The organism is Kosakonia sp. HypNH10, assembly GCF_029850615.1.
Classification (GTDB): Bacteria; Pseudomonadota; Gammaproteobacteria; order Enterobacterales; family Enterobacteriaceae; genus Kosakonia; species Kosakonia cowanii.
On the sequence record NZ_JAOTIU010000004.1, the window covers coordinates 341862 to 359703 of the forward strand.

General features: G+C 57.8%; 17 protein-coding genes and 1 tRNA gene. 6 read left to right on the forward strand and 12 right to left on the reverse strand.

Annotated elements, in window-relative coordinates; all coding sequences use genetic code 11:
* Nucleotides 1-60 precede the first annotated feature (60 nt).
* A tRNA-Leu gene (locus N7V53_RS13975) sits at nt 61-145 on the reverse strand.
* A 183-nt stretch (nt 146-328) separates the two neighbouring features.
* Nucleotides 329-781 carry a lysozyme gene (locus N7V53_RS13980; RefSeq protein WP_279793867.1) on the reverse strand — a complete coding sequence of 151 codons (453 nt, stop codon included), beginning with the start codon at nt 779-781 and terminating at the stop codon, nt 329-331.
* Between the two features lie 248 nt (nt 782-1029).
* Here N7V53_RS13980 and N7V53_RS13985 point away from each other — a divergent pair, with 248 nt between their 5' ends.
* On the forward strand, nt 1030-2049 hold the full coding sequence (locus N7V53_RS13985) for an NAD(P)-dependent alcohol dehydrogenase (RefSeq protein WP_023480305.1): 1020 nt from the start codon (nt 1030-1032) through the stop codon (nt 2047-2049).
* A 172-nt stretch (nt 2050-2221) separates the two neighbouring features.
* On the opposite strand, the gene N7V53_RS13990 is transcribed toward N7V53_RS13985, so the two are convergent.
* The 5 genes from N7V53_RS13990 to N7V53_RS14010 form a co-directional block, all read right to left on the reverse strand.
* Nucleotides 2222-3859, reverse strand: coding sequence for a dihydroxyacetone kinase subunit DhaK (locus N7V53_RS13990; protein WP_279793737.1), 1638 nt, complete (start codon nt 3857-3859; stop codon nt 2222-2224).
* An 86-nt stretch (nt 3860-3945) separates the two neighbouring features.
* On the reverse strand, nt 3946-4437 hold the full coding sequence (locus N7V53_RS13995) for a hypothetical protein (protein ID WP_279793738.1): 492 nt from the start codon (nt 4435-4437) through the stop codon (nt 3946-3948).
* Between the two features lie 49 nt (nt 4438-4486).
* Nucleotides 4487-5572, reverse strand: coding sequence for an LPS export ABC transporter permease LptG (gene lptG / locus N7V53_RS14000; RefSeq protein WP_023480195.1), 1086 nt, complete (start codon nt 5570-5572; stop codon nt 4487-4489).
* Nucleotides 5572-6672 (reverse strand): LPS export ABC transporter permease LptF, encoded by a 1101-nt coding sequence (lptF, locus tag N7V53_RS14005; protein WP_034813424.1) that lies wholly within the window; start codon nt 6670-6672, stop codon nt 5572-5574. Before lptF ends, lptG begins: the two co-directional genes overlap by 1 nt.
* 63 nt (nt 6673-6735) lie before the next feature.
* Nucleotides 6736-6786: a hypothetical protein gene (locus tag N7V53_RS14010; protein WP_216848985.1), complete on the reverse strand. Its 51-nt coding sequence runs from the start codon at nt 6784-6786 to the stop codon at nt 6736-6738.
* A gap of 153 nt (nt 6787-6939) precedes the next feature.
* Here N7V53_RS14010 and pepA point away from each other — a divergent pair, with 153 nt between their 5' ends.
* From pepA to N7V53_RS14025, 3 genes are all read left to right on the forward strand, one after another.
* Nucleotides 6940-8451, forward strand: a complete 1512-nt coding sequence (gene pepA, locus N7V53_RS14015; RefSeq protein ID WP_023480432.1) for a leucyl aminopeptidase — start codon at nt 6940-6942, stop codon at nt 8449-8451.
* Between the two features lie 119 nt (nt 8452-8570).
* Nucleotides 8571-9014, forward strand: a complete 444-nt coding sequence (gene holC / locus N7V53_RS14020) for a DNA polymerase III subunit chi (protein ID WP_023480242.1) — start codon at nt 8571-8573, stop codon at nt 9012-9014.
* Entirely contained in the window at nt 9014-11869 is a 2856-nt protein-coding gene (locus N7V53_RS14025) for a valine--tRNA ligase (RefSeq protein ID WP_279793739.1), read from the forward strand. Before holC ends, N7V53_RS14025 begins: the two co-directional genes overlap by 1 nt.
* A 231-nt stretch (nt 11870-12100) precedes the next feature.
* Here the strand turns inward: N7V53_RS14025 and N7V53_RS14030 are convergent, their stop codons facing one another.
* The gene (locus N7V53_RS14030; RefSeq protein WP_076768981.1) at nt 12101-13303 is read right to left on the reverse strand and encodes a DUF898 family protein; all 1203 of its coding nucleotides are present in this window, start codon (nt 13301-13303) and stop codon (nt 12101-12103) included.
* Between the two features lie 191 nt (nt 13304-13494).
* Here N7V53_RS14030 and N7V53_RS14035 point away from each other — a divergent pair, with 191 nt between their 5' ends.
* Nucleotides 13495-13998, forward strand: coding sequence for a GNAT family N-acetyltransferase (locus N7V53_RS14035; RefSeq protein ID WP_023480203.1), 504 nt, complete (start codon nt 13495-13497; stop codon nt 13996-13998).
* A 28-nt stretch (nt 13999-14026) separates the two neighbouring features.
* On the opposite strand, the gene N7V53_RS14040 is transcribed toward N7V53_RS14035, so the two are convergent.
* The 3 genes from N7V53_RS14040 to rraB are packed head-to-tail and all read right to left on the reverse strand — an operon-like array spanning nt 14027 to nt 16099.
* On the reverse strand, nt 14027-14848 hold the full coding sequence (locus tag N7V53_RS14040; RefSeq protein WP_279793740.1) for a topoisomerase II: 822 nt from the start codon (nt 14846-14848) through the stop codon (nt 14027-14029).
* 20 nt (nt 14849-14868) lie between these two features.
* A complete protein-coding gene (miaE, locus tag N7V53_RS14045) occupies nt 14869-15627 on the reverse strand; it encodes a tRNA isopentenyl-2-thiomethyl-A-37 hydroxylase MiaE (RefSeq protein ID WP_023480189.1) in 759 nt (252 codons plus the stop codon).
* Nucleotides 15628-15673: 46 nt separating this feature from the next.
* Nucleotides 15674-16099, reverse strand: a complete 426-nt coding sequence (gene rraB, locus N7V53_RS14050; RefSeq protein WP_023480438.1) for a ribonuclease E inhibitor RraB — start codon at nt 16097-16099, stop codon at nt 15674-15676.
* 163 nt (nt 16100-16262) lie between these two features.
* Between rraB and argF the strand changes: the two genes are divergently transcribed.
* Nucleotides 16263-17267, forward strand: a complete 1005-nt coding sequence (argF, locus tag N7V53_RS14055) for an ornithine carbamoyltransferase (RefSeq protein WP_042714033.1) — start codon at nt 16263-16265, stop codon at nt 17265-17267.
* 35 nt (nt 17268-17302) lie between these two features.
* Here the strand turns inward: argF and N7V53_RS14060 are convergent, their stop codons facing one another.
* Complete coding sequence (locus N7V53_RS14060; RefSeq protein WP_128483763.1) at nt 17303-17755, reverse strand: YhcH/YjgK/YiaL family protein; 453 nt, start codon at nt 17753-17755, stop codon at nt 17303-17305.
* Nucleotides 17756-17842 lie beyond the last annotated feature (87 nt).

Below are 17842 nucleotides of genomic sequence, written 5' to 3' on the forward strand. Positions count from 1 at the left end.
GACCTATAAGTTCGATATGTTAGTTAGATTGAAATATTAGATTAGGGCTAGGAAAGGAATTGGTGCCGAAGGCCGGACTCGAACCGGCACGTATTTCTACGGTTGATTTTGAATCAACTGCGTCTACCGATTTCGCCACTCCGGCACGGAAGGGGATGCGGAAACTTGTTGGATTATACCTGCCATCGAGGGCTATGCAAGTCACTATCCTGCAGCCCTCTGCTAAGTGATGAAAAAAACAGCGTAATGGTAAACTGCTGCGCCTGCCTCGTTAACCCGGCGGCATATCTTTTATATACGACTATCACGAATAATCGGCCTCTTCAGGCTAACCCGCCTGCAAAAACAGCGCCCGCTCCGCTTCGCGCCGCCGTGTCAGGCCGGGCAGCACTCTGCCGCCCGCTTTGTTCCAGCGCAGAAACTGGTCGGCGGCCTGCGTATATTCGCCCTGATTTAACAGCTTGAGCAGCGTCGAGCTTTGCAAATTCCCGGCGCCGAGGTTGAAGGTAAACGACACCAGCGCATCGAACTGCTCCTGGTCGAGATCGACCGTCACCAGCCTGTGCACGCCGCGCTCGCTCGTCTGCAAATCCTTGCGCAGCAGCGCGTCAGCCTCCGCTTCGGTAATCGGGCGCGGGAAGTTCTCGTTCGGCAGGATCAGGTGCCCGTAGCCAATGGTCCACTTGCCGACGGCATCGCGATACTTCTCCAGCCGTAGCCCTTCAAAGGATTTGATTAATGCGACGCCAGCATCGCCGGTGTGTTGCGGTTGATTCGCCATCATCGTTGCTCCTGTAGAGAGAGAATGGCGCTGAGCGTTGACTGCGCGTTGCGCCCTTATTTGAGGATGGTTCGGACACATCGTGTTGCAAAGTCGCTGCGGCTTAATATGCGGATGGAAAATCCTAAAAAACGCGGCTTTCAGAGCAATCGCTTAACGAAACGGGCGGTATGCACAGCCGCAGGCTGCCAGAGAGGCGGCAGATGCCCTACACTTCAAGCGTCTCCCTCAACATAAAGGAATCCGTGATGAGCATCATCAAAAACTACGCCGCGCCACAGGCTGGCGCCGAGCTTGAGCTTCAGGAATACGATGCAGGCCCGCTGGCGGCTGAAGATGTTGAAGTCGCCGTGGATTATTGCGGGATCTGCCACTCTGACCTGTCGATGATCGACAACGAATGGGGCTTCTCCCAGTATCCGCTGGTTGCCGGGCATGAAGTGATTGGCCACGTGGTGGCACTGGGTGACGCCGCGCAGAACAAAGGGCTGAAAGTGGGCCAGCGCGTCGGTATCGGCTGGACAGCGCACAGCTGCGGCCACTGCGACGCCTGTATCGACGGCAACCAGATCAACTGCCTGGAAGGCGCGGTGCCGACCATTCTGAACCGCGGCGGCTTCGCCGATAAAATCCGCGCCGGCTGGCAGTGGGTGATTCCCCTGCCGGACAGCATTGATATTGAAACCGCCGGTCCGCTGCTCTGTGGCGGCATCACCGTCTTTAAACCGCTGCTGATGCACAACATCACCGCCACCAGCCGCGTTGGCGTGATCGGTATTGGTGGTCTGGGCCATATCGCCATCAAACTGCTGCGCGCGATGGGCTGCGAAGTGACGGCCTTCAGCTCGAACCCGGCAAAAGAGGCGGAAGTGCGTCTGATGGGCGCGGATTATGTGGTCAACAGCCGCGATCCGGAAGCGCTGAAAGCGCGCGCGGGTCAGTATGATCTGATCATCAACACCGTTAACGTCGATCTTGACTGGCTGCCCTTCTTCGAAGCGCTGGCGCACGGCGGCCATTTCCACACCGTTGGTGCCGTGATGAAGCCGCTGGAAGTACCTGCCTTTACGCTGATTGGCGGCGATCGCAGCGTCTCCGGTTCCGCAACCGGTACGCCGTACGAGCTGCGTAAGCTGATGAAGTTTGCCGGTCGTGCGAAGGTTGCGCCGACCATTGAGATGTTCCCGATGTCGCAGATTAACGAAGCGTTGCAGCATGTGCGCGACGGTAAAGCGCGTTATCGCGTAGTGTTGAAAGCGGATTTTTAAGCCGTTAGCCCGGTGAGCGTCAATGCCGCCGGGCAGGTTTAACGCCGGACGGCGCGTTGTTGAGCGTGCGGGTTAAATGCCGGATGGCGCGTGAACGCTTATCCGGCCTACGCGGTTTCAGCGACATATGCGTTACGGCAACTGTGCCCGGTAAACTACCGGGCACCTCTTCCTATTTCCCTATCGCGGCAAACACTTCGGCAATCGCTACTGCGCCGGGATCGGTCACGCCCTCAAGGTTCTCACTGTTGACGTAAGATGAACGCCCCGCGCCCGCTTTCTGCATGGTGGCGGTGCTCTCTGCCCCTTTTTTCGCGGCATCGATGGCAGCGGCTAATCCGCGATCGCGCAGGGCTTCCAGCGCCGGTTGTAGCGCATCGATCAGCGTGCGGTCGCCGAGATCCGCCCCGCCATAGTGTTTCATCTGCTTTAACCCCAGCAGCAGCGCGTCGGGCAACGGCGTGGCGTTATGCACCGCCTGGCCTGCGGCGGTAAAGAAGATCGACATCAGCACGCCGCTGGAGCCGCCCATCACTGTCGCCAGCCGCTCGCCAATCAGTTGCAGCAGCTGCGCGGTGTTGTTCAGCGGCAGCGCGCTCTGCTCCAGCAGGCGCTTGATCTCGCGCGCGCCTTCGGCAAAGGTCGAGCCGGTATCACCATCGCCCACTTTCGCATCCAGCGCGTTAAGGCGGTTTTCCAGGTCGAGCAGCGTCTGCGCGGCGGTGCCGACCAGCGCTTTTACCTGTGGATTATCGGAAGGCTCAATCTCCAGCCCGGTGTAAACGGCTTTGTGCGGCTGGGTTTTCATCGGCGCAAAGGCGGCCGGCTTCTGCCAGCCGACGGTCTGCACTTCGGCGCAGAGCGCCTGCTCAAACTCATCCGTTAAGCGCAGCAGGGAAAGCGAGAAACCTTTCATATCGAGCGAACTGACCAGCGGCGCGGGGCCAATCAGGTAAGCCAGTTGATCTTTCAGCGCTGAATGGGCCAGCTCTTTGGTCAGCAGCGCCATCTCCAGCGCCGAGACGCCGCCGAGGTTGTTGATCAGCACTGCCACGCGATCGTTGCCCACCGCCGCGCGCAGCGGTTCAACCAATGTATCGATCAGCGATTTGCTGTTATGGGTCTCAAGGGTGCTCGCGCCCGGCTCGCCGTGAATGCCGAGGCCAAGTTCAACGTGGCCCTGCTGAATGCGCCCCTCTTCGCTGTCGCTGCCCGGCAGGTTGCAGCTCTCCATCGCCAGCCCGAGGCTGTAGACGTTGTCGCAGGCCTGCTGGGCGAGGTCGCGCACTTCGCTCAGGGATTTGCCCTGCTCTGCGGCGTAACCGGCAATTTTGTGCACCAGCGCTGTGCCGGCGATGCCGCGCGGTTGTTTGTTATCGGGCAGCGCGATGTCGTCGGCGACGATCACCATCTCTACTTTCAGGCCGTAGCGTTTGGCTTTTTCTGCTGCGAGGCCGAAGTTGAGCCGGTCGCCGGTGTAGTTTTTGACAATCAGCAGGCAGCCGCGATCGCCGGTTACCGCCACAATGGCGTTCAGCACCGCGTCTACGCTCGGTGAAGCAAAGAGATCGCCGCAGACGGCGGCGGTGAGCATGCCTTTACCGACAAACCCGGCGTGGGCCGGTTCATGGCCGGAGCCGCCGCCGGAGATAACCGCTACGCGGCTTTTATCCCAGTCGGCGCGGGCGACGATGCGGATCGCCGGATCGCTCTCAAGGCGTACAAGGTTGCCGTGCGGGGCGGAGATCACCAGCCCTTCGATGGCGTCGTTGACCAGCTGCTTGCGGTCGTTGAAAAAGAATCTGGACATAATCTTCCGGGAGTGTAGTGAAACATCCCTCAAGCATAGCCCGCGCCGGACGCAGCGGGGCAAAGACCAGATTTTACTGAAAGGTATCAGGGCGTTGTACGGCCAAAACCGGCGTGGTAACCGTGGGTATTACGCAGCTTGTCGAGGCGGTTGCCCTGCCAGAAGGTGACAGCAATCGCCAGCACCAGCAGGCCGCCGTGGAGGTACATCGCAAGGTGCGTATCGAGGAGGAAAAACCCGGCAATCACCGGCAGCAGCGCGCTCATCCAGAGCTGATCGAGCAGGGTCTCCGCCGCGTTAAAGCGTGCCAGCACGCGATCCGCCTGCGCCTCTTCGGGCGAGCCGCGGCGCACCGTACCAACGGCCTGCGCCAGCGCAGCAGCACGGCGGATAAGCCACTGCACCAGCAGCAGCGCCAGCAGCACTACTGCGGCTTCAAAGGCCAGCAGCGCGCCGTCGCCCGCAGCAGAGGTTAGCCACTGCCCGCTCAAAACTGCCATGGTGAAAAGGGCGTTGAGCATGCCGAACAGCAGTGCGGTGGAGAAACGGAGGGCAAAGCGCCTGGCGAGGGAAAACATCGTGTGCTCCTTGCAAAAAAGAAGAGAGGCCGCAGCCTCTCTTGATGTTTTACTGGCTCTTGCGTGACATCAGCCACAGGCTCAGCAGGAAGAAGGAGGCGCTTGGCAGCAGCGCCCCGACCACCGGCGGAATGCCATAGACCAGCGTCAGCGGGCCGAAAATCTGATCCAGCACGTAGAAGACAAAGCCGAAGCTGATGCCGGTGATGACGCGCACGCCCATCGCCACGCTACGCAGCGGGCCGAAGATAAACGACAGCGCCATCAGCATCATCACCGCCACGGAGAGCGGCTGGAAGATCTTGCTCCACATATTGAGCTGGTAGCGCCCGGAGTCCTGGCCACTCGATTTCAGGTACTTCACGTAGTTGTGCAGGCCGCTGATGGAGAGCGCATCGGGATCGAGCGCCACCACGCCGAGCTTGTCCGGCGTCAGGTTGGTTTTCCACGTCCCGCTCACGGTCTGCGAGCCGGTTACCTGTTTCGGGTCGGTCAGGTTAGACTCGTCGACCTGCGACAGATTCCAGATTTTATGCTCGGGGTCGAACTTCGCCGACGCGGCGTAGCGCACCGACTGCAAACGACGATCTTTGGTGAACGCATAGATGCTGACGCCACCCAGTTCGGTATCGCTCTTCACCCGTTCGATATAGATAAAGTTACTGCCATCTTTCGCCCACAGGCCAGCCTGGGTCGAGAGCAGCGAGCCGCCGTACATCGACTGCGCACGCTGGTTACGCGCCATCTGCTCGCCCTGCGGCGCAACCCACTCGCCAATCGCCATGGTCAGCAGCACCAGCGGGATCGCGGTTTTCATCACCGCCAGCGCAACCTGCATACGGGTGAAGCCAGAGGCCTGCATTACCACCAGTTCACTGCGCTGCGCCAGCATGCCGAGGCCGAGCAGTGCGCCAAGCAGCGCCGCCATCGGGAAGAAGATCTGGATATCTTTCGGCATGCTGAGCAGGGTATACCAACCTGCGCCGAGGGCATCGTAGCTCCCCTGCCCCGCTTTTTTCAGCTGGTCGACAAACTTGATGATGCCCGAGAGCGACACCAGCATGAACAGGGTCATCATGATGGTGGTAAAAATGGTTTTACCGATATAGCGGTCGAGAACGCCAAAAGCCTGCATTATACCGCTCCTCTACGGGTAAAACGGGCACGAACCCGGCGCATCGGCACCGTATCCCACAGGTTCAGCACCACGGCCAGCGCCAGATAGAGCAGGTTAACCGCCCACATCCAGATCATCGGGTCGAGCTTCCCTTTCGCGCCATTGGAGCGCAGGGTGGTCTGCAACAAGAAGAAGATGAGATAGAGCAGCATCGCGGGCAGCATGGAGAGCACGCGGCCCTGACGCGGGTTGACCACGCTCAGCGGAACCACCATCAGCGCCATCATCACCACGGCGAAAATCAGCGTTAAACGCCAATGCAGCTCGGCGCTGGCGCGCGGATTGTCGGTGTGGAACAGCGTGCGCATCCCCATCTGCTCGGTATCCGTCGGATCGAGCGCCACGGCCTGGTGACCGACAACGGCCTGATAGTTCTGGAAATCGGTAATGCGGAAGTCGCGCAGCATCGCCGTGCCTTCAAAGCGCGTGCCGCTGTTGAGGGTCACCACCTGCGAACCATCTTTATGCTGGGAGAGCTGCCCGGAGTCCGCCAGCACCACTGAAGGACGGGCGTTGCCTTTTGGACGCAGCTGGGCAAGGAAGACATTAGTGAAGTTCTTGCCGTCCACGCCTTCGATAAAGAGCACCGAATTGCCGTCCGTCGCCTGCTGGAACTGACCCTGCGCCAGCGCCGCCATGCCAGGGTTGGCTTTGGCATCGGCCAGCACCTGATCCTGATGGCGCGAAGACCACGGCCCGGCCCACATCACGTTGACTGCCGCCACCGCACCGGTAAAGAGCGCCAGCACCAGCGCCGCTTTCACCAGCACCGCGCGGCTCAGGCCGCAGGCGTGCATCACCGTAATTTCACTTTCTGTATAAAGTTTACCCAGCGTCATCAACAGACCCAGGAAGAGGCTCAGCGGCAGGATAAGCTGCGCCATCTCTGGCACGCCAAGCCCGAGCAGAGAGAGAACGAGGTTCGTGGGGATTTCGCCATCAGCGGCTGCGCCTAAAATCCTGACCAATTTCTGACAAAAGAAAATCAGAAGCAGGATGAATAGGATTGCAAGCTGGCTTTTCAGCGTCTCCCGCACCAGATATCTTGTGATTATCACTTTAATTACGCCCGTAAAAACCAGTCTTTTTGCTGGAAAATCGCTTGTTTCATGGCTTAAACGTCATTTATTCTCTTGAGTCGTCGAAATGATCGCTAAGATTAATATACTCAGCGGATACGTGCGTGAGACCCGATTCTGACGTGCCGAAACCGCAGTAACGTTAAGATTAACACGAAGTCACCGCAACAGCGGACCTGAGTTACGAAAGCTTGCAATTCTATCCGTAGCCGCCGCCGTTGTCTTTAAGATTCAGGAGCGTAGTGCATGGAGTTCAGTGTAAAAAGCGGTAGCCCGGAGAAACAGCGGAGTGCCTGCATCGTTGTTGGCGTCTTTGAACCGCGCCGGCTCTCTCCGATTGCCGAGCAGCTGGATAAAATCAGCGACGGTTATATCAGTGCGCTGCTGCGTCGCGGCGAACTGGAAGGCAAGCCGGGTCAAACCCTGCTGCTGCACCATGTGCCAAATGTGCTTTCCGAACGTATTTTGCTTATTGGTTGCGGAAAAGAGCGTGAATTGGATGAGCGTCAGTACAAGCAGGTCATTCAGAAAACGATAAATACGCTGAATGATACCGGCTCGATGGAAGCGGTCTGCTTCCTGACCGAACTGCACGTTAAAGGGCGCAACACCTACTGGAAAGTGCGCCAGGCCGTTGAGACGGCGAAAGAGACGCTCTACAGCTTCGATCAGCTGAAGACCACCAAAAGCGAGCCGCGTCGCCCGCTGCGTAAAATGGTCTTCAACGTGCCGACCCGTCGCGAGCTGACCAGCGGCGAGCGCGCGATCCAGCATGGTCTGGCGATCTCCGCCGGTATCAAAGCGGCGAAAGATCTTGGCAATATGCCGCCAAATATCTGTAACCCGGCCTATCTCGCCTCCCACGCGCGCCAGCTGGCGGACTCCTACAGCAAAAACGTCACTACCCGCGTGATTGGCGAACAACAGATGCGCGAGCTGGGCATGTGCTCCTATCTCGCCGTCGGCCAGGGTTCGCAGAACGAATCGCTGATGTCGGTGATTGAGTACAAAGGCAACCCGTCTGAAGATGCGCGCCCAATTGTGCTGGTTGGCAAAGGGCTGACCTTTGACTCCGGCGGTATCTCGCTCAAGCCTGGCGAAGGCATGGATGAGATGAAGTACGACATGTGCGGCGCAGCGGCGGTGTATGGCGTGATGCGCATGGTGGCTGAACTGCAACTGCCGATCAACGTCACCGGCGTGCTGGCGGGCTGTGAAAACATGCCTGGCGGACGCGCGTACCGCCCAGGCGACGTGCTCACCACCATGTCCGGTCAAACGGTCGAAGTGCTGAACACCGACGCCGAAGGCCGCCTGGTGCTGTGCGATGTGCTGACCTACGTTGAGCGTTTCGAGCCGGAAGCGGTGATCGACGTGGCAACGTTAACCGGTGCCTGCGTGATTGCGCTGGGCCACCACATTACCGGTCTGCTGTCGAACCACAATCCGCTGGCCCATGAGCTGATTGGTGCCTCCGAGCAGGCGGGCGATCGCGCGTGGCGTCTGCCGATGAGCGATGAGTATCAGGAGCAGTTAGAGTCCAATTTTGCGGATATGGCGAACATCGGCGGCCGTCCTGGTGGTGCAATCACCGCAGGCTGCTTCCTCGCGCGCTTTACCCGCAAGTACAATTGGGCGCACCTGGATATCGCCGGCACCGCGTGGCGTTCCGGTAAAGCGAAAGGCGCCACCGGGCGTCCGGTCGCCATGCTGTCGCAGTTCCTGCTCAATCGCGCCGGATTTAACGGCGAAGAGTAACATGTGACTTTGTGCGCCGGATGGCGGCTGCGCCTTATCCGGCCTACAAAACAGCGTAGGCCCGGTAAGCGTAGCGCCACCGGGCTTTGCATTTAAAACCTCAACCAAAAGCCCCATATATGAAAAATGCGACGTTCTATCTTCTCGACAATGACACCCAACAAGATGGTTTAAGCGCCGTCGAGCAGCTGGTGTGTGAGATTGCCGCAGAACGTTGGCGTCATGGCAAACGCGTGCTGATCGCCTGCGTCGATGAGCAGCAGGCCATTCGTCTTGATGAAGCGCTGTGGGCGCGACCGGCGGAGAGTTTTGTGCCGCACAACCTGGCCGGTGAAGGCCCGCGCGGCGGTGCGCCGGTCGAGATTGCCTGGCCGGCGAAACGTAACAGCAGCCCGCGCGACATCTTAATCAGCCTGCGCGCGGAATTTGCAGATTTTGCCACCGCTTTCACAGAAGTGATAGACTTCGTCCCTCACGAAGACTCTCTGAAACAACTGGCTCGCGAACGCTATAAAGCCTACCGCGTGGCCGGTTTTAACCTGAACACGGCAACCTGGAAATAATGGAAAAGACATACAACCCCAAAGATATCGAACAGCCGCTGTACGAGCAGTGGGAAAAGCAGGGCTATTTCAAACCGAACGGTGATGAAAGCCAGGAAAGCTTCTGCATCATGATCCCGCCGCCGAACGTCACCGGCAGTTTGCATATGGGCCACGCCTTCCAGCAGACCATCATGGACACCATGATCCGCTACCAGCGCATGCAGGGGAAAAACACCCTCTGGCAGGCCGGTACTGACCACGCGGGTATCGCAACCCAGATGGTGGTGGAGCGTAAGATTGCCGCTGAAGAGGGTAAAACCCGCCACGATTACGGCCGCGACGCCTTTATCGACAAAATCTGGCAGTGGAAAGCGGAATCCGGCGGCACCATCACCCGCCAGATGCGCCGTCTCGGCAACTCCGTAGACTGGGAGCGCGAGCGCTTCACCATGGATGAAGGCCTCTCCAATGCCGTGAAAGAGGTGTTCGTCCGTCTCTATAAAGAGGATCTGATTTACCGTGGCAAACGCCTGGTAAACTGGGACCCGAAACTGCGCACCGCGATCTCCGATCTGGAAGTGGAAAACCGCGAGTCCAAAGGCTCAATGTGGCACATCCGCTACCCGCTGGCTGACGGCGCAAAAACCGCCGACGGTAAAGATTACCTGGTGGTTGCTACTACCCGTCCGGAAACCCTGCTCGGCGATACTGGCGTCGCGGTAAACCCGGAAGATCCGCGCTACAAAGATCTGATTGGCAAATTCGTGCTGCTGCCGCTGGTTAACCGCCGTATTCCGATTGTTGGCGACGAACACGCCGATATGGAAAAAGGCACCGGCTGCGTGAAGATCACCCCGGCGCACGACTTTAACGACTATGAAGTGGGCCGTCGTCACGCCCTGCCGATGATCAACATTCTGACCTTCGACGGTGATATCCGTGAAAGCGCAGAAGTGTATGACACCAAAGGCAATGAATCCGACGTCTACGCCAGCGATATCCCGGCTGAGTTCCAGAAACTGGAGCGCTTTGCCGCGCGTAAAGCGATCGTTGCTGCCGTTGACGCCCTTGGCCTGCTGGAAGAGATCAAACCGCACGACCTGACCGTTCCGTATGGCGATCGCGGCGGCGTGGTGATCGAACCGATGCTCACCGATCAGTGGTACGTGCGCGCCGATGTGCTGGCGAAACCGGCCGTTGAAGCGGTCGAGAACGGCGATATCCAGTTCGTGCCGAAGCAGTATGAAAACATGTACTTCTCCTGGATGCGCGACATTCAGGACTGGTGTATCTCCCGCCAGCTGTGGTGGGGCCACCGTATTCCGGCGTGGTACGACAACGACGGCAACGTCTACGTTGGCCGCAGCGAAGAGGAAGTGCGTCAGGAGAACAACCTCTCTGCGGATGTCGCGCTGCGCCAGGACGACGACGTGCTCGACACGTGGTTCTCCTCCGCGCTGTGGACCTTCTCGACCCTCGGCTGGCCGGAAAACACCGACGCGCTGCGTCAGTTCCACCCGACCAGCGTGATGGTGAGCGGCTTCGACATTATCTTCTTCTGGATCGCGCGCATGATCATGATGACCATGCACTTCATCAAAGATGAGAACGGCAAACCGCAGGTGCCGTTCAAGACTGTCTATATGACGGGTCTGATCCGCGATGACGAAGGGCAGAAGATGTCGAAATCAAAAGGCAACGTTATCGATCCGCTGGATATGGTGGACGGTATTTCGCTGCCGGACCTGCTGGAAAAACGCACCGGTAACATGATGCAGCCGCAGCTGGCGGAAAAAATCCGCAAGCGCACCGAGAAGCAGTTCCCGGACGGCATTGAGCCGCACGGTACCGACGCCCTGCGTTTCACCCTCGCGGCACTGGCCTCAACCGGCCGTGATATCAACTGGGATATGAAGCGCCTCGAAGGTTACCGTAACTTCTGTAACAAGCTGTGGAACGCCAGCCGCTTTGTGCTGATGAACACCGAAGAGCAGGATTGCGGCTTCAACGGCGGCGAAATGGTGCTGTCGCTGGCGGATCGCTGGATCCTCGCCGAGTTCAACCAGACCATCAAAGCCTACCGCGATGCGCTGGACAGCTACCGCTTCGATATTGCAGCCGGCATTCTGTATGAGTTCACCTGGAACCAGTTCTGTGACTGGTACCTGGAGCTGACCAAGCCGGTAATGAACGGCGGTTCCGAAGCCGAACTGCGCGGCACGCGCAACACGCTGGTAACGGTACTGGAAGGTCTGCTGCGCCTGGCGCACCCGATCATTCCGTTTATTACTGAAACCATCTGGCAGCGCGTGAAAGTGCTGAAAGGTATTGATGCCGATACCATCATGCTGCAACCGTTCCCGGCGTTTGACGCCGCCCAGGTGGATGAGCAGGCCGTGGCCGATACCGAGTGGCTGAAGCAGGCGATCGTTGCGGTGCGTAATATCCGCGCCGAGATGAACATCGCGCCGGGTAAACCGCTTGAGCTGCTGCTGCGCAGCGCCAGCCCTGAAGCGCAGCGTCGCGTAAACGACAACCTGAGCTTCCTGAAGACGCTGGCGCGTCTGGAGAGCATCACGCTGCTCTCTGCCGACGAGAAAGGGCCGGTTTCGGTCACCAAGATCGTTGATGGCGCTGAGCTGCTGATCCCGATGGCCGGTCTTATCGACAAAGAGGCCGAGCTGGCACGTCTGGCGAAAGAGGTGGCGAAGGTTGAGCAGGAGATTGGCCGCATCGAAAGCAAGCTGGGTAACGAAGGCTTTGTTGCCCGCGCGCCGGAAGCTGTGATCGCCAAAGAGCGTGAGAAGCTCGACGGCTATGCGCAGACCAAAGCGAAGCTGATTGAGCAGCAGGCGGTTATCGCCGCGCTGTAATTCTCAGTCAAAGAAAAGCCGGGCATCGCGCCCGGCTTTTTTATTGGCTGCGGGATAACTCCCGCTGCTTTTGTAGGCCGGATAAGGCAACTCCTCTGCCCGGCTGCTTTTGTCGGCCGGATGAGGCAACTCCTCTGCCCGACCGCTTTTGTAGGCCGGATAAGGCGTAGCCGCCATCCGGCATTTTCAACCGACTAAATCACAGCCGCCATCCGGCACTCTCTACCGAACTTAAATCGCCGCCGGATAGAACGACAAACCACGCGCCAGCAGGTTAGCCGGATCTTTCGCCGGCTGCACGCCGTGATCTTCCAGCGTCAGCGCTTCCAGGTTGCCGTGCACATGGGTATTTTCCAGCAGGTAACGGGTCATACGCACTTTCGCCCACGGCCACGCCAGGAACAGCGTCACCAGGCACACCGCCATATTACTGATGGCGATCCACAGCATGCGCCCAACGGTCACCGTGGAAGAGAAGCGAATATCCCCTTCCAGCGCCAGCTGGCTGTAGAGGTAAGCGCGCAGCTTCACGAAAGCAAAGGTAAAGCAGACAATCGCGCCGAGAATATAGATCAGGTAGGTCAGCATGATTTTGCCGTACATCGGCCCCATCATCATCGCCATCTGCTCCGGATCGCCCTGCAGTAAATAGGCGGACTGCATCAGTTCAATCATCGCTGGCACAATCAATACCATCACCAGTGCGATAAACGGAATAAACAGCAGCATCGACAGCAGCACAATACCAATGCATTTTTTCATTGAGAAACTGCCGGAGAATTTTAATTTGCCGTACTGCAAATTATTCGCCAGCATGCCATACCACTGCGCGGCAAATACGCCCTGCATCACGCCAATACCCAGCAATACGGCCAGCGATCCCACGATGCTTACCGTAACAATGGCGCTAATTGAGCCGCTGCTTGCCGCCATGGTCGCGAAGATAGAGAAAATAATCCCCACGCCAACCATAATCAGCAGCGGGCAGCCCATCATCACCCACCACGCGCGCAGCGGGCTGGCGTAAAAGTTAAAGCGCACGCCGTTAATCTCGGTCATCAGCATCTGATAACGCAGACCCTGCGTAATTAACCATGGGAAGAAGAGAATAAATAAACCCATCATGCAGAGTTGCAGAATAACGTTCCCATGTACCACGTTAATTAAAAAAATCACATACAGCGCCAGCAGGCAGAGCCAGCCAACAAAAATGGAGCTGCCGGTCGCGTGGTAAGAGAAACGAGCCCCCTCCAGATCGGTGTTTTCGTAGAAATAACGACGCGCGCGAATTAACGCCCACGGTAAATAAATCCCCAGCGTTATTAAGGTCAGCAGAATATTAACCAGCCAAACAACGAAATAGCCTTTCCCGCTACCCTGAAAGCGGAAATGGCGCACGGGAGCCGCCACAGAAGCATGAATGTCGGAAGTCATAACAATCCTTATTGTAAAAAAGAGGTGCTAACGGAGTTAACCACAGCAATATTGCTTAAGAATTATCTCCACTGTGCAGTGTAAATACCTTACGGTCAAAAAAATAGCGCCCAATATTCCTGGTCTTGCCAGATGCGCCCTGTAGTGGTATTAACCAGGATCCCCGAAAAAGCAACAGACAGAGTGCGAAAATGAATGTAACCGCGCCGGTAGAGGTCAAAATGCGCCGCATTGCCGCGACAGATAATGCGGCTATCGCCTCGGTGATCCGTCAGGTGTCAGCCGAATATGGCCTGACGGCTGATAAAGGCTACACCGTTGCCGATCCTGAACTGGACGAGCTTTATCAGTTATATAGCCGCGAAGGCTGCGCTTACTGGGTCGTGGAATTGAATGGCGACGTAGTGGGCGGCGGCGGCGTGGCGCCCCTGAAGTGCAGCGAGCCGGATATCTGCGAACTGCAAAAGATGTATTTTCTGCCCTGCGCGCGCGGCCAGGGGCTGGCGAAAAAGCTGGCGCTGATGGCGCTCGATCACGCGAAAAAAAGCGGCTTCACGCGCTGCTATTTAGAGACCACCGCCTTTTTAACCGACGCCATCGGTCTGTATGAGCACCTCGGGTTTGCGCATATCGACGGCCCACTGGGCTGCACCGGGCACGTCGATTGCGAAGTGCGGATGTTAAAAACGCTCTAATCAAGTGCGGGCGCATCGGCCCGCGCCATCACTGCTCTTCCGTCGCCAGCACCAGCCGCACAATCGCGGCGGCTTTCTGCGGCGGTAGCGCCAGTACATCACCCCAAAGCTGTTGCAGCATATCGCAGACCAGCTTCTCTTTGCCGATGGCATTTTGCGGCGCATCCAGCAGTTGCAGATCCTGACCATACTTCTGCGCCATCGGCTGCACCACCGTGGCAATATCCCGCTGCGCATTGGCGCGCTCTTCGGCTGTCACCGTGTGTTTATTGGGCCCGTAAGAGGCGTTGAGCATGGCGGCTTCGGTATCGAGGCGGCGTTTTAACATCTGCGGGGAGATAAAGCGCACCGGGTTGATGCCCCCTTTTACCGCCGGGTATTGAAAGCGGAAGCAGGCATCATCGCTTTTCGCCTGAATTTCGGCGGCCTGCTCCATCATCACGCGCATTTCGGCGACCACCAGGTCGTCCGGCGCAAACTGCAAACGCTGCATCTGCACCGCGAGGATCTGCGGCTGAATGGCGTCGATCACCTTCTGCTCATTCGCCCCCTCTTTCATCATCACCATCACCTGGGTGCGCAGTTTCGCCATCAGGACGGGATCGTGTTCGGCGATAAATTTCCACGCCGGGACCTGCTGCACCGTCGCGTCAAACTTCTCATCCGCTGTCTGGGCTAACTTCTCTCCCTGCAAATATTTAATGTCGATCACGTTCCACAGGGCGATAAATACCACCACCAGCACGATCGCGCTCCCTTTGCTCAGCCACCCTTTTTTACGCAGCAGGCTGGCGACCACGGCGATCGCCATCCCGGCGTAGCCCGCCATCAGGATATGTGTCCAGTTCATTATTTTCCTTTGATCTCAAATCAGGCCGGTACGCCGCTGTGAAAACGGAACTCCGTATCCGGTGAGCTAATCAGCGCCGCTTCCACTTCGCCGAAATGGCGCACGCGCGGCGCAATATCGGTGGCCGAAATCTGCTGCGCCAGCGCGAGGTAATCCTGGTAGTGGCGCGCTTCGGATCGCAGGAGCGACAGGTAAAATTTTTGCAAATCCGCGTCAAGACACGGCGCAAGTGCGGCGAAGCGTTCGCAGGAGCGCGCTTCGATATAGGCACCGCAAATTAATTTATCGACCAGAGTCAGCGGTTCATGAGTGCGAACTTCTTTCAGCATCCCTTTGGCATAGCGGCTGGCGGTAATTTTCACATAGGGAATGTGGCGGGCGAGCATCGCTTCGCGCACCTGCCAGAAGTGGTGCAGCTCCTCTTTAATCAGCAGCACCATGCTGTCGATCAGCGCCTGGCCCCAGGCATCATCGGTCTGCGGCATCACGCTTTTGCCGATCTGCTTATGCAGGGCGACAAAGTCCGGTTCCGGGCCTTCGCGGAAGGCAAACTCTTCATAGGGTTTCAGCCAGGCCAGCAGCGCTTCTGAGCCGGTTTTATCGGCAACATAGCGGCGCACCAGCAGCATGGCGGTTTGGGCAGCCTTCAGTTCGCAGACCAGATGATCGGTGAGCAGCAGCGGCAGCATCTCGGGCTGACGGGCTTTTTCTATCCAGGCGGTGGGAGTTGGGCAGTGCAGAAAAGCGCGAACCGGGGCGAGTAGTTGCGGGTAATCCATGGCATTTCCTTGCTTTGCGGCAGCATGGCGCTGCCGCAACGTTCACTTAGTGACGGACACCGTCATCTTCTTCGTCAACGTAATCTTCGTCGTCTTCGTCGTCGCCCTCTTCGCCGTTCGGGTCTTCGTAGTACGTGCCCCAACCGTCGTACTCAACGTCGAATTTCTCTGCCAGATTGATCAGCTGCTCAACCTGCGCGTCGATCAGATCGGCATTCAGCGCGCTTTCGCTCAGCACATCGCAGCAGATGACCACTTCGCCCTCTTCCAGCTCCAGCTCTTCCGGCTCGGTCACTTCGTAGCCGAGTTTGAAGGCTTCAACGGCCGCTTTTTCCAGCGTTTCGAAATCATCTGCCGACAGGTGATGCTCAATGGTGTAGAGCGCATCAGGATCGCTGCCATCTTCCAGCAACTCTTCAATAATCAAACGCGTCTCTTCGCGCTGCTCTTCCAGGTGTTCCGGGTTTGCCATGGGTCGTTCCTCATCAAAGTGGCAGATACTCTTATTGTCACACACCGCCGCCGTTGCCTCCACTCTTCGCCGAAAAGATTTATCCATCAGGGTTGCAAATGAATATTCATACATATAGATTGAATTTTAATTCAATAAGTGGCGTTCGCCATGCGAGGAAAAAATGTCACCTTTTTACCAGAAACATTTTCTGAAACTGCTCGATTTTACCCCTGCTGAAATCCACGCTCTGCTGCAACTTGCCGCGCAACTCAAATCTGATAAGAAAAAAGGCCAGGAAGTCCAGAAGCTTACCGGCAAAAACATCGCGCTCATCTTCGAAAAAGACTCTACCCGCACACGATGCTCTTTCGAAGTTGCCGCTTACGATCAGGGCGCTCGCGTCACCTACCTCGGCCCAAGCGGTAGTCAAATCGGGCATAAAGAGTCAATTAAAGATACCGCGCGGGTACTGGGCCGGATGTATGACGGCATTCAGTATCGCGGCTACGGCCAGGAGATTGTTGAAACCCTGGCACGCTTCGCGGGCGTGCCGGTGTGGAACGGCTTAACCGATGAGTTTCACCCCACGCAGCTGCTGGCGGATCTGCTCACCATGCGCGAGCACCTGCCGGGCAAAGCCTTTAACCAGATGACGCTGGTTTATGCAGGCGATGCGCGTAACAACATGGGCAACTCAATGCTGGAAGCCGCCGCGCTGGTGGGCCTCGATTTACGCCTGGTGGCACCGAAAGCCTGCTGGCCGGAGGCGAGCCTGGTAGCAGAGTGCCAGGCGCAGGCGGTGAAAAACGGCGGCAATATCCTGCTCACCGAAGATGTCGCCGTCGGCGTGAAAGATGCGGACTTTATCTACACCGATGTCTGGGTGTCGATGGGTGAAGCGAAAGAGAAGTGGGCAGAGCGCATCGCCCTGCTGCGCCCTTACCAGGTCAACAGCAAAATGCTGTCACTGACCGGCAACCCCCAGGTGAAGTTTCTCCACTGTCTGCCGGCGTTTCATGACGATCAGACCGCGCTTGGCAAGCAGATGGCGCAGGAGTTCGGCCTGCACGGCGGGATGGAAGTGACGGATGAAGTGTTTGAATCGCGGGCAAGCGTGGTGTTTGATCAGGCGGAAAACCGCATGCACACCATTAAAGCGGTGATGGTCGCCACGCTCAGTGAGTAAGGCGTTTCCCCTCTCCTCGCAGAGAGGGGGAGCAATCAGGCCACCAGCAGCTTAACCACCACTTTGCGCACCTGCGCCGGTGCGTTGACCGCGCAGAGCGGTTTATGCACTTCGCCCGGGTAGAAGACGACAAAATCTCCTGCGCTCAGCACCACGGTTTTCTCCTGCTCGCCCTGCGGCAAAAAGGCGATATCTTTATCCGCCAGCCAGTCGGTATCCGGCGCGCCCGCAGGCTGCGTGCTGAAGGTCATCCCCTCTTCGCCTTTTAAAACAATCTGGATATCCAGATAGCGCGCGTGGTACTCGGCGCGGCGCTCGGCAAAGGGCTGCGTCATATCTTCCGACACGAGGTAAAAGAGGCGGTTGCCATCGATATCGTGCTTGCCAACCGGCGTCGCTGCGGTCACGTGCTGCTTGATATGCTCAATCGCCTGGCGCAGCTCTTCCGGCAGCCAGGGTTGTAGGTTGTGAATATTGCCAACGATCATTGCTAAACCCTCGATTAAAACAGCGTTTCATTTCCACCATTTATACGAGGATTCCCCCGCGCCTGCTACCCCTATCTGCCTGAGTTT

Coding starts and splice junctions, on each gene's coding strand:
- N7V53_RS13980 (WP_279793867.1), bottom strand. CDS start 781: ATGGCGAATCAACCGCAACACACCGGCGATGCTGGCGTCGCATTAATC.
- N7V53_RS13985 (WP_023480305.1), top strand. CDS start 1,030: ATGAGCATCATCAAAAACTACGCCGCGCCACAGGCTGGCGCCGAGCTT.
- N7V53_RS13990 (WP_279793737.1), bottom strand. CDS start 3,859: ATGTCCAGATTCTTTTTCAACGACCGCAAGCAGCTGGTCAACGACGCC.
- N7V53_RS13995 (WP_279793738.1), bottom strand. CDS start 4,437: ATGTTTTCCCTCGCCAGGCGCTTTGCCCTCCGTTTCTCCACCGCACTG.
- lptG (WP_023480195.1), bottom strand. CDS start 5,572: ATGCAGGCTTTTGGCGTTCTCGACCGCTATATCGGTAAAACCATTTTT.
- pepA (WP_023480432.1), top strand. CDS start 6,940: ATGGAGTTCAGTGTAAAAAGCGGTAGCCCGGAGAAACAGCGGAGTGCC.
- holC (WP_023480242.1), top strand. CDS start 8,571: ATGAAAAATGCGACGTTCTATCTTCTCGACAATGACACCCAACAAGAT.
- N7V53_RS14025 (WP_279793739.1), top strand. CDS start 9,014: ATGGAAAAGACATACAACCCCAAAGATATCGAACAGCCGCTGTACGAG.
- N7V53_RS14030 (WP_076768981.1), bottom strand. CDS start 13,303: ATGACTTCCGACATTCATGCTTCTGTGGCGGCTCCCGTGCGCCATTTC.
- N7V53_RS14035 (WP_023480203.1), top strand. CDS start 13,495: ATGAATGTAACCGCGCCGGTAGAGGTCAAAATGCGCCGCATTGCCGCG.
- N7V53_RS14040 (WP_279793740.1), bottom strand. CDS start 14,848: ATGAACTGGACACATATCCTGATGGCGGGCTACGCCGGGATGGCGATC.
- miaE (WP_023480189.1), bottom strand. CDS start 15,627: ATGGATTACCCGCAACTACTCGCCCCGGTTCGCGCTTTTCTGCACTGC.
- rraB (WP_023480438.1), bottom strand. CDS start 16,099: ATGGCAAACCCGGAACACCTGGAAGAGCAGCGCGAAGAGACGCGTTTG.
- argF (WP_042714033.1), top strand. CDS start 16,263: ATGTCACCTTTTTACCAGAAACATTTTCTGAAACTGCTCGATTTTACC.
- N7V53_RS14060 (WP_128483763.1), bottom strand. CDS start 17,755: ATGATCGTTGGCAATATTCACAACCTACAACCCTGGCTGCCGGAAGAG.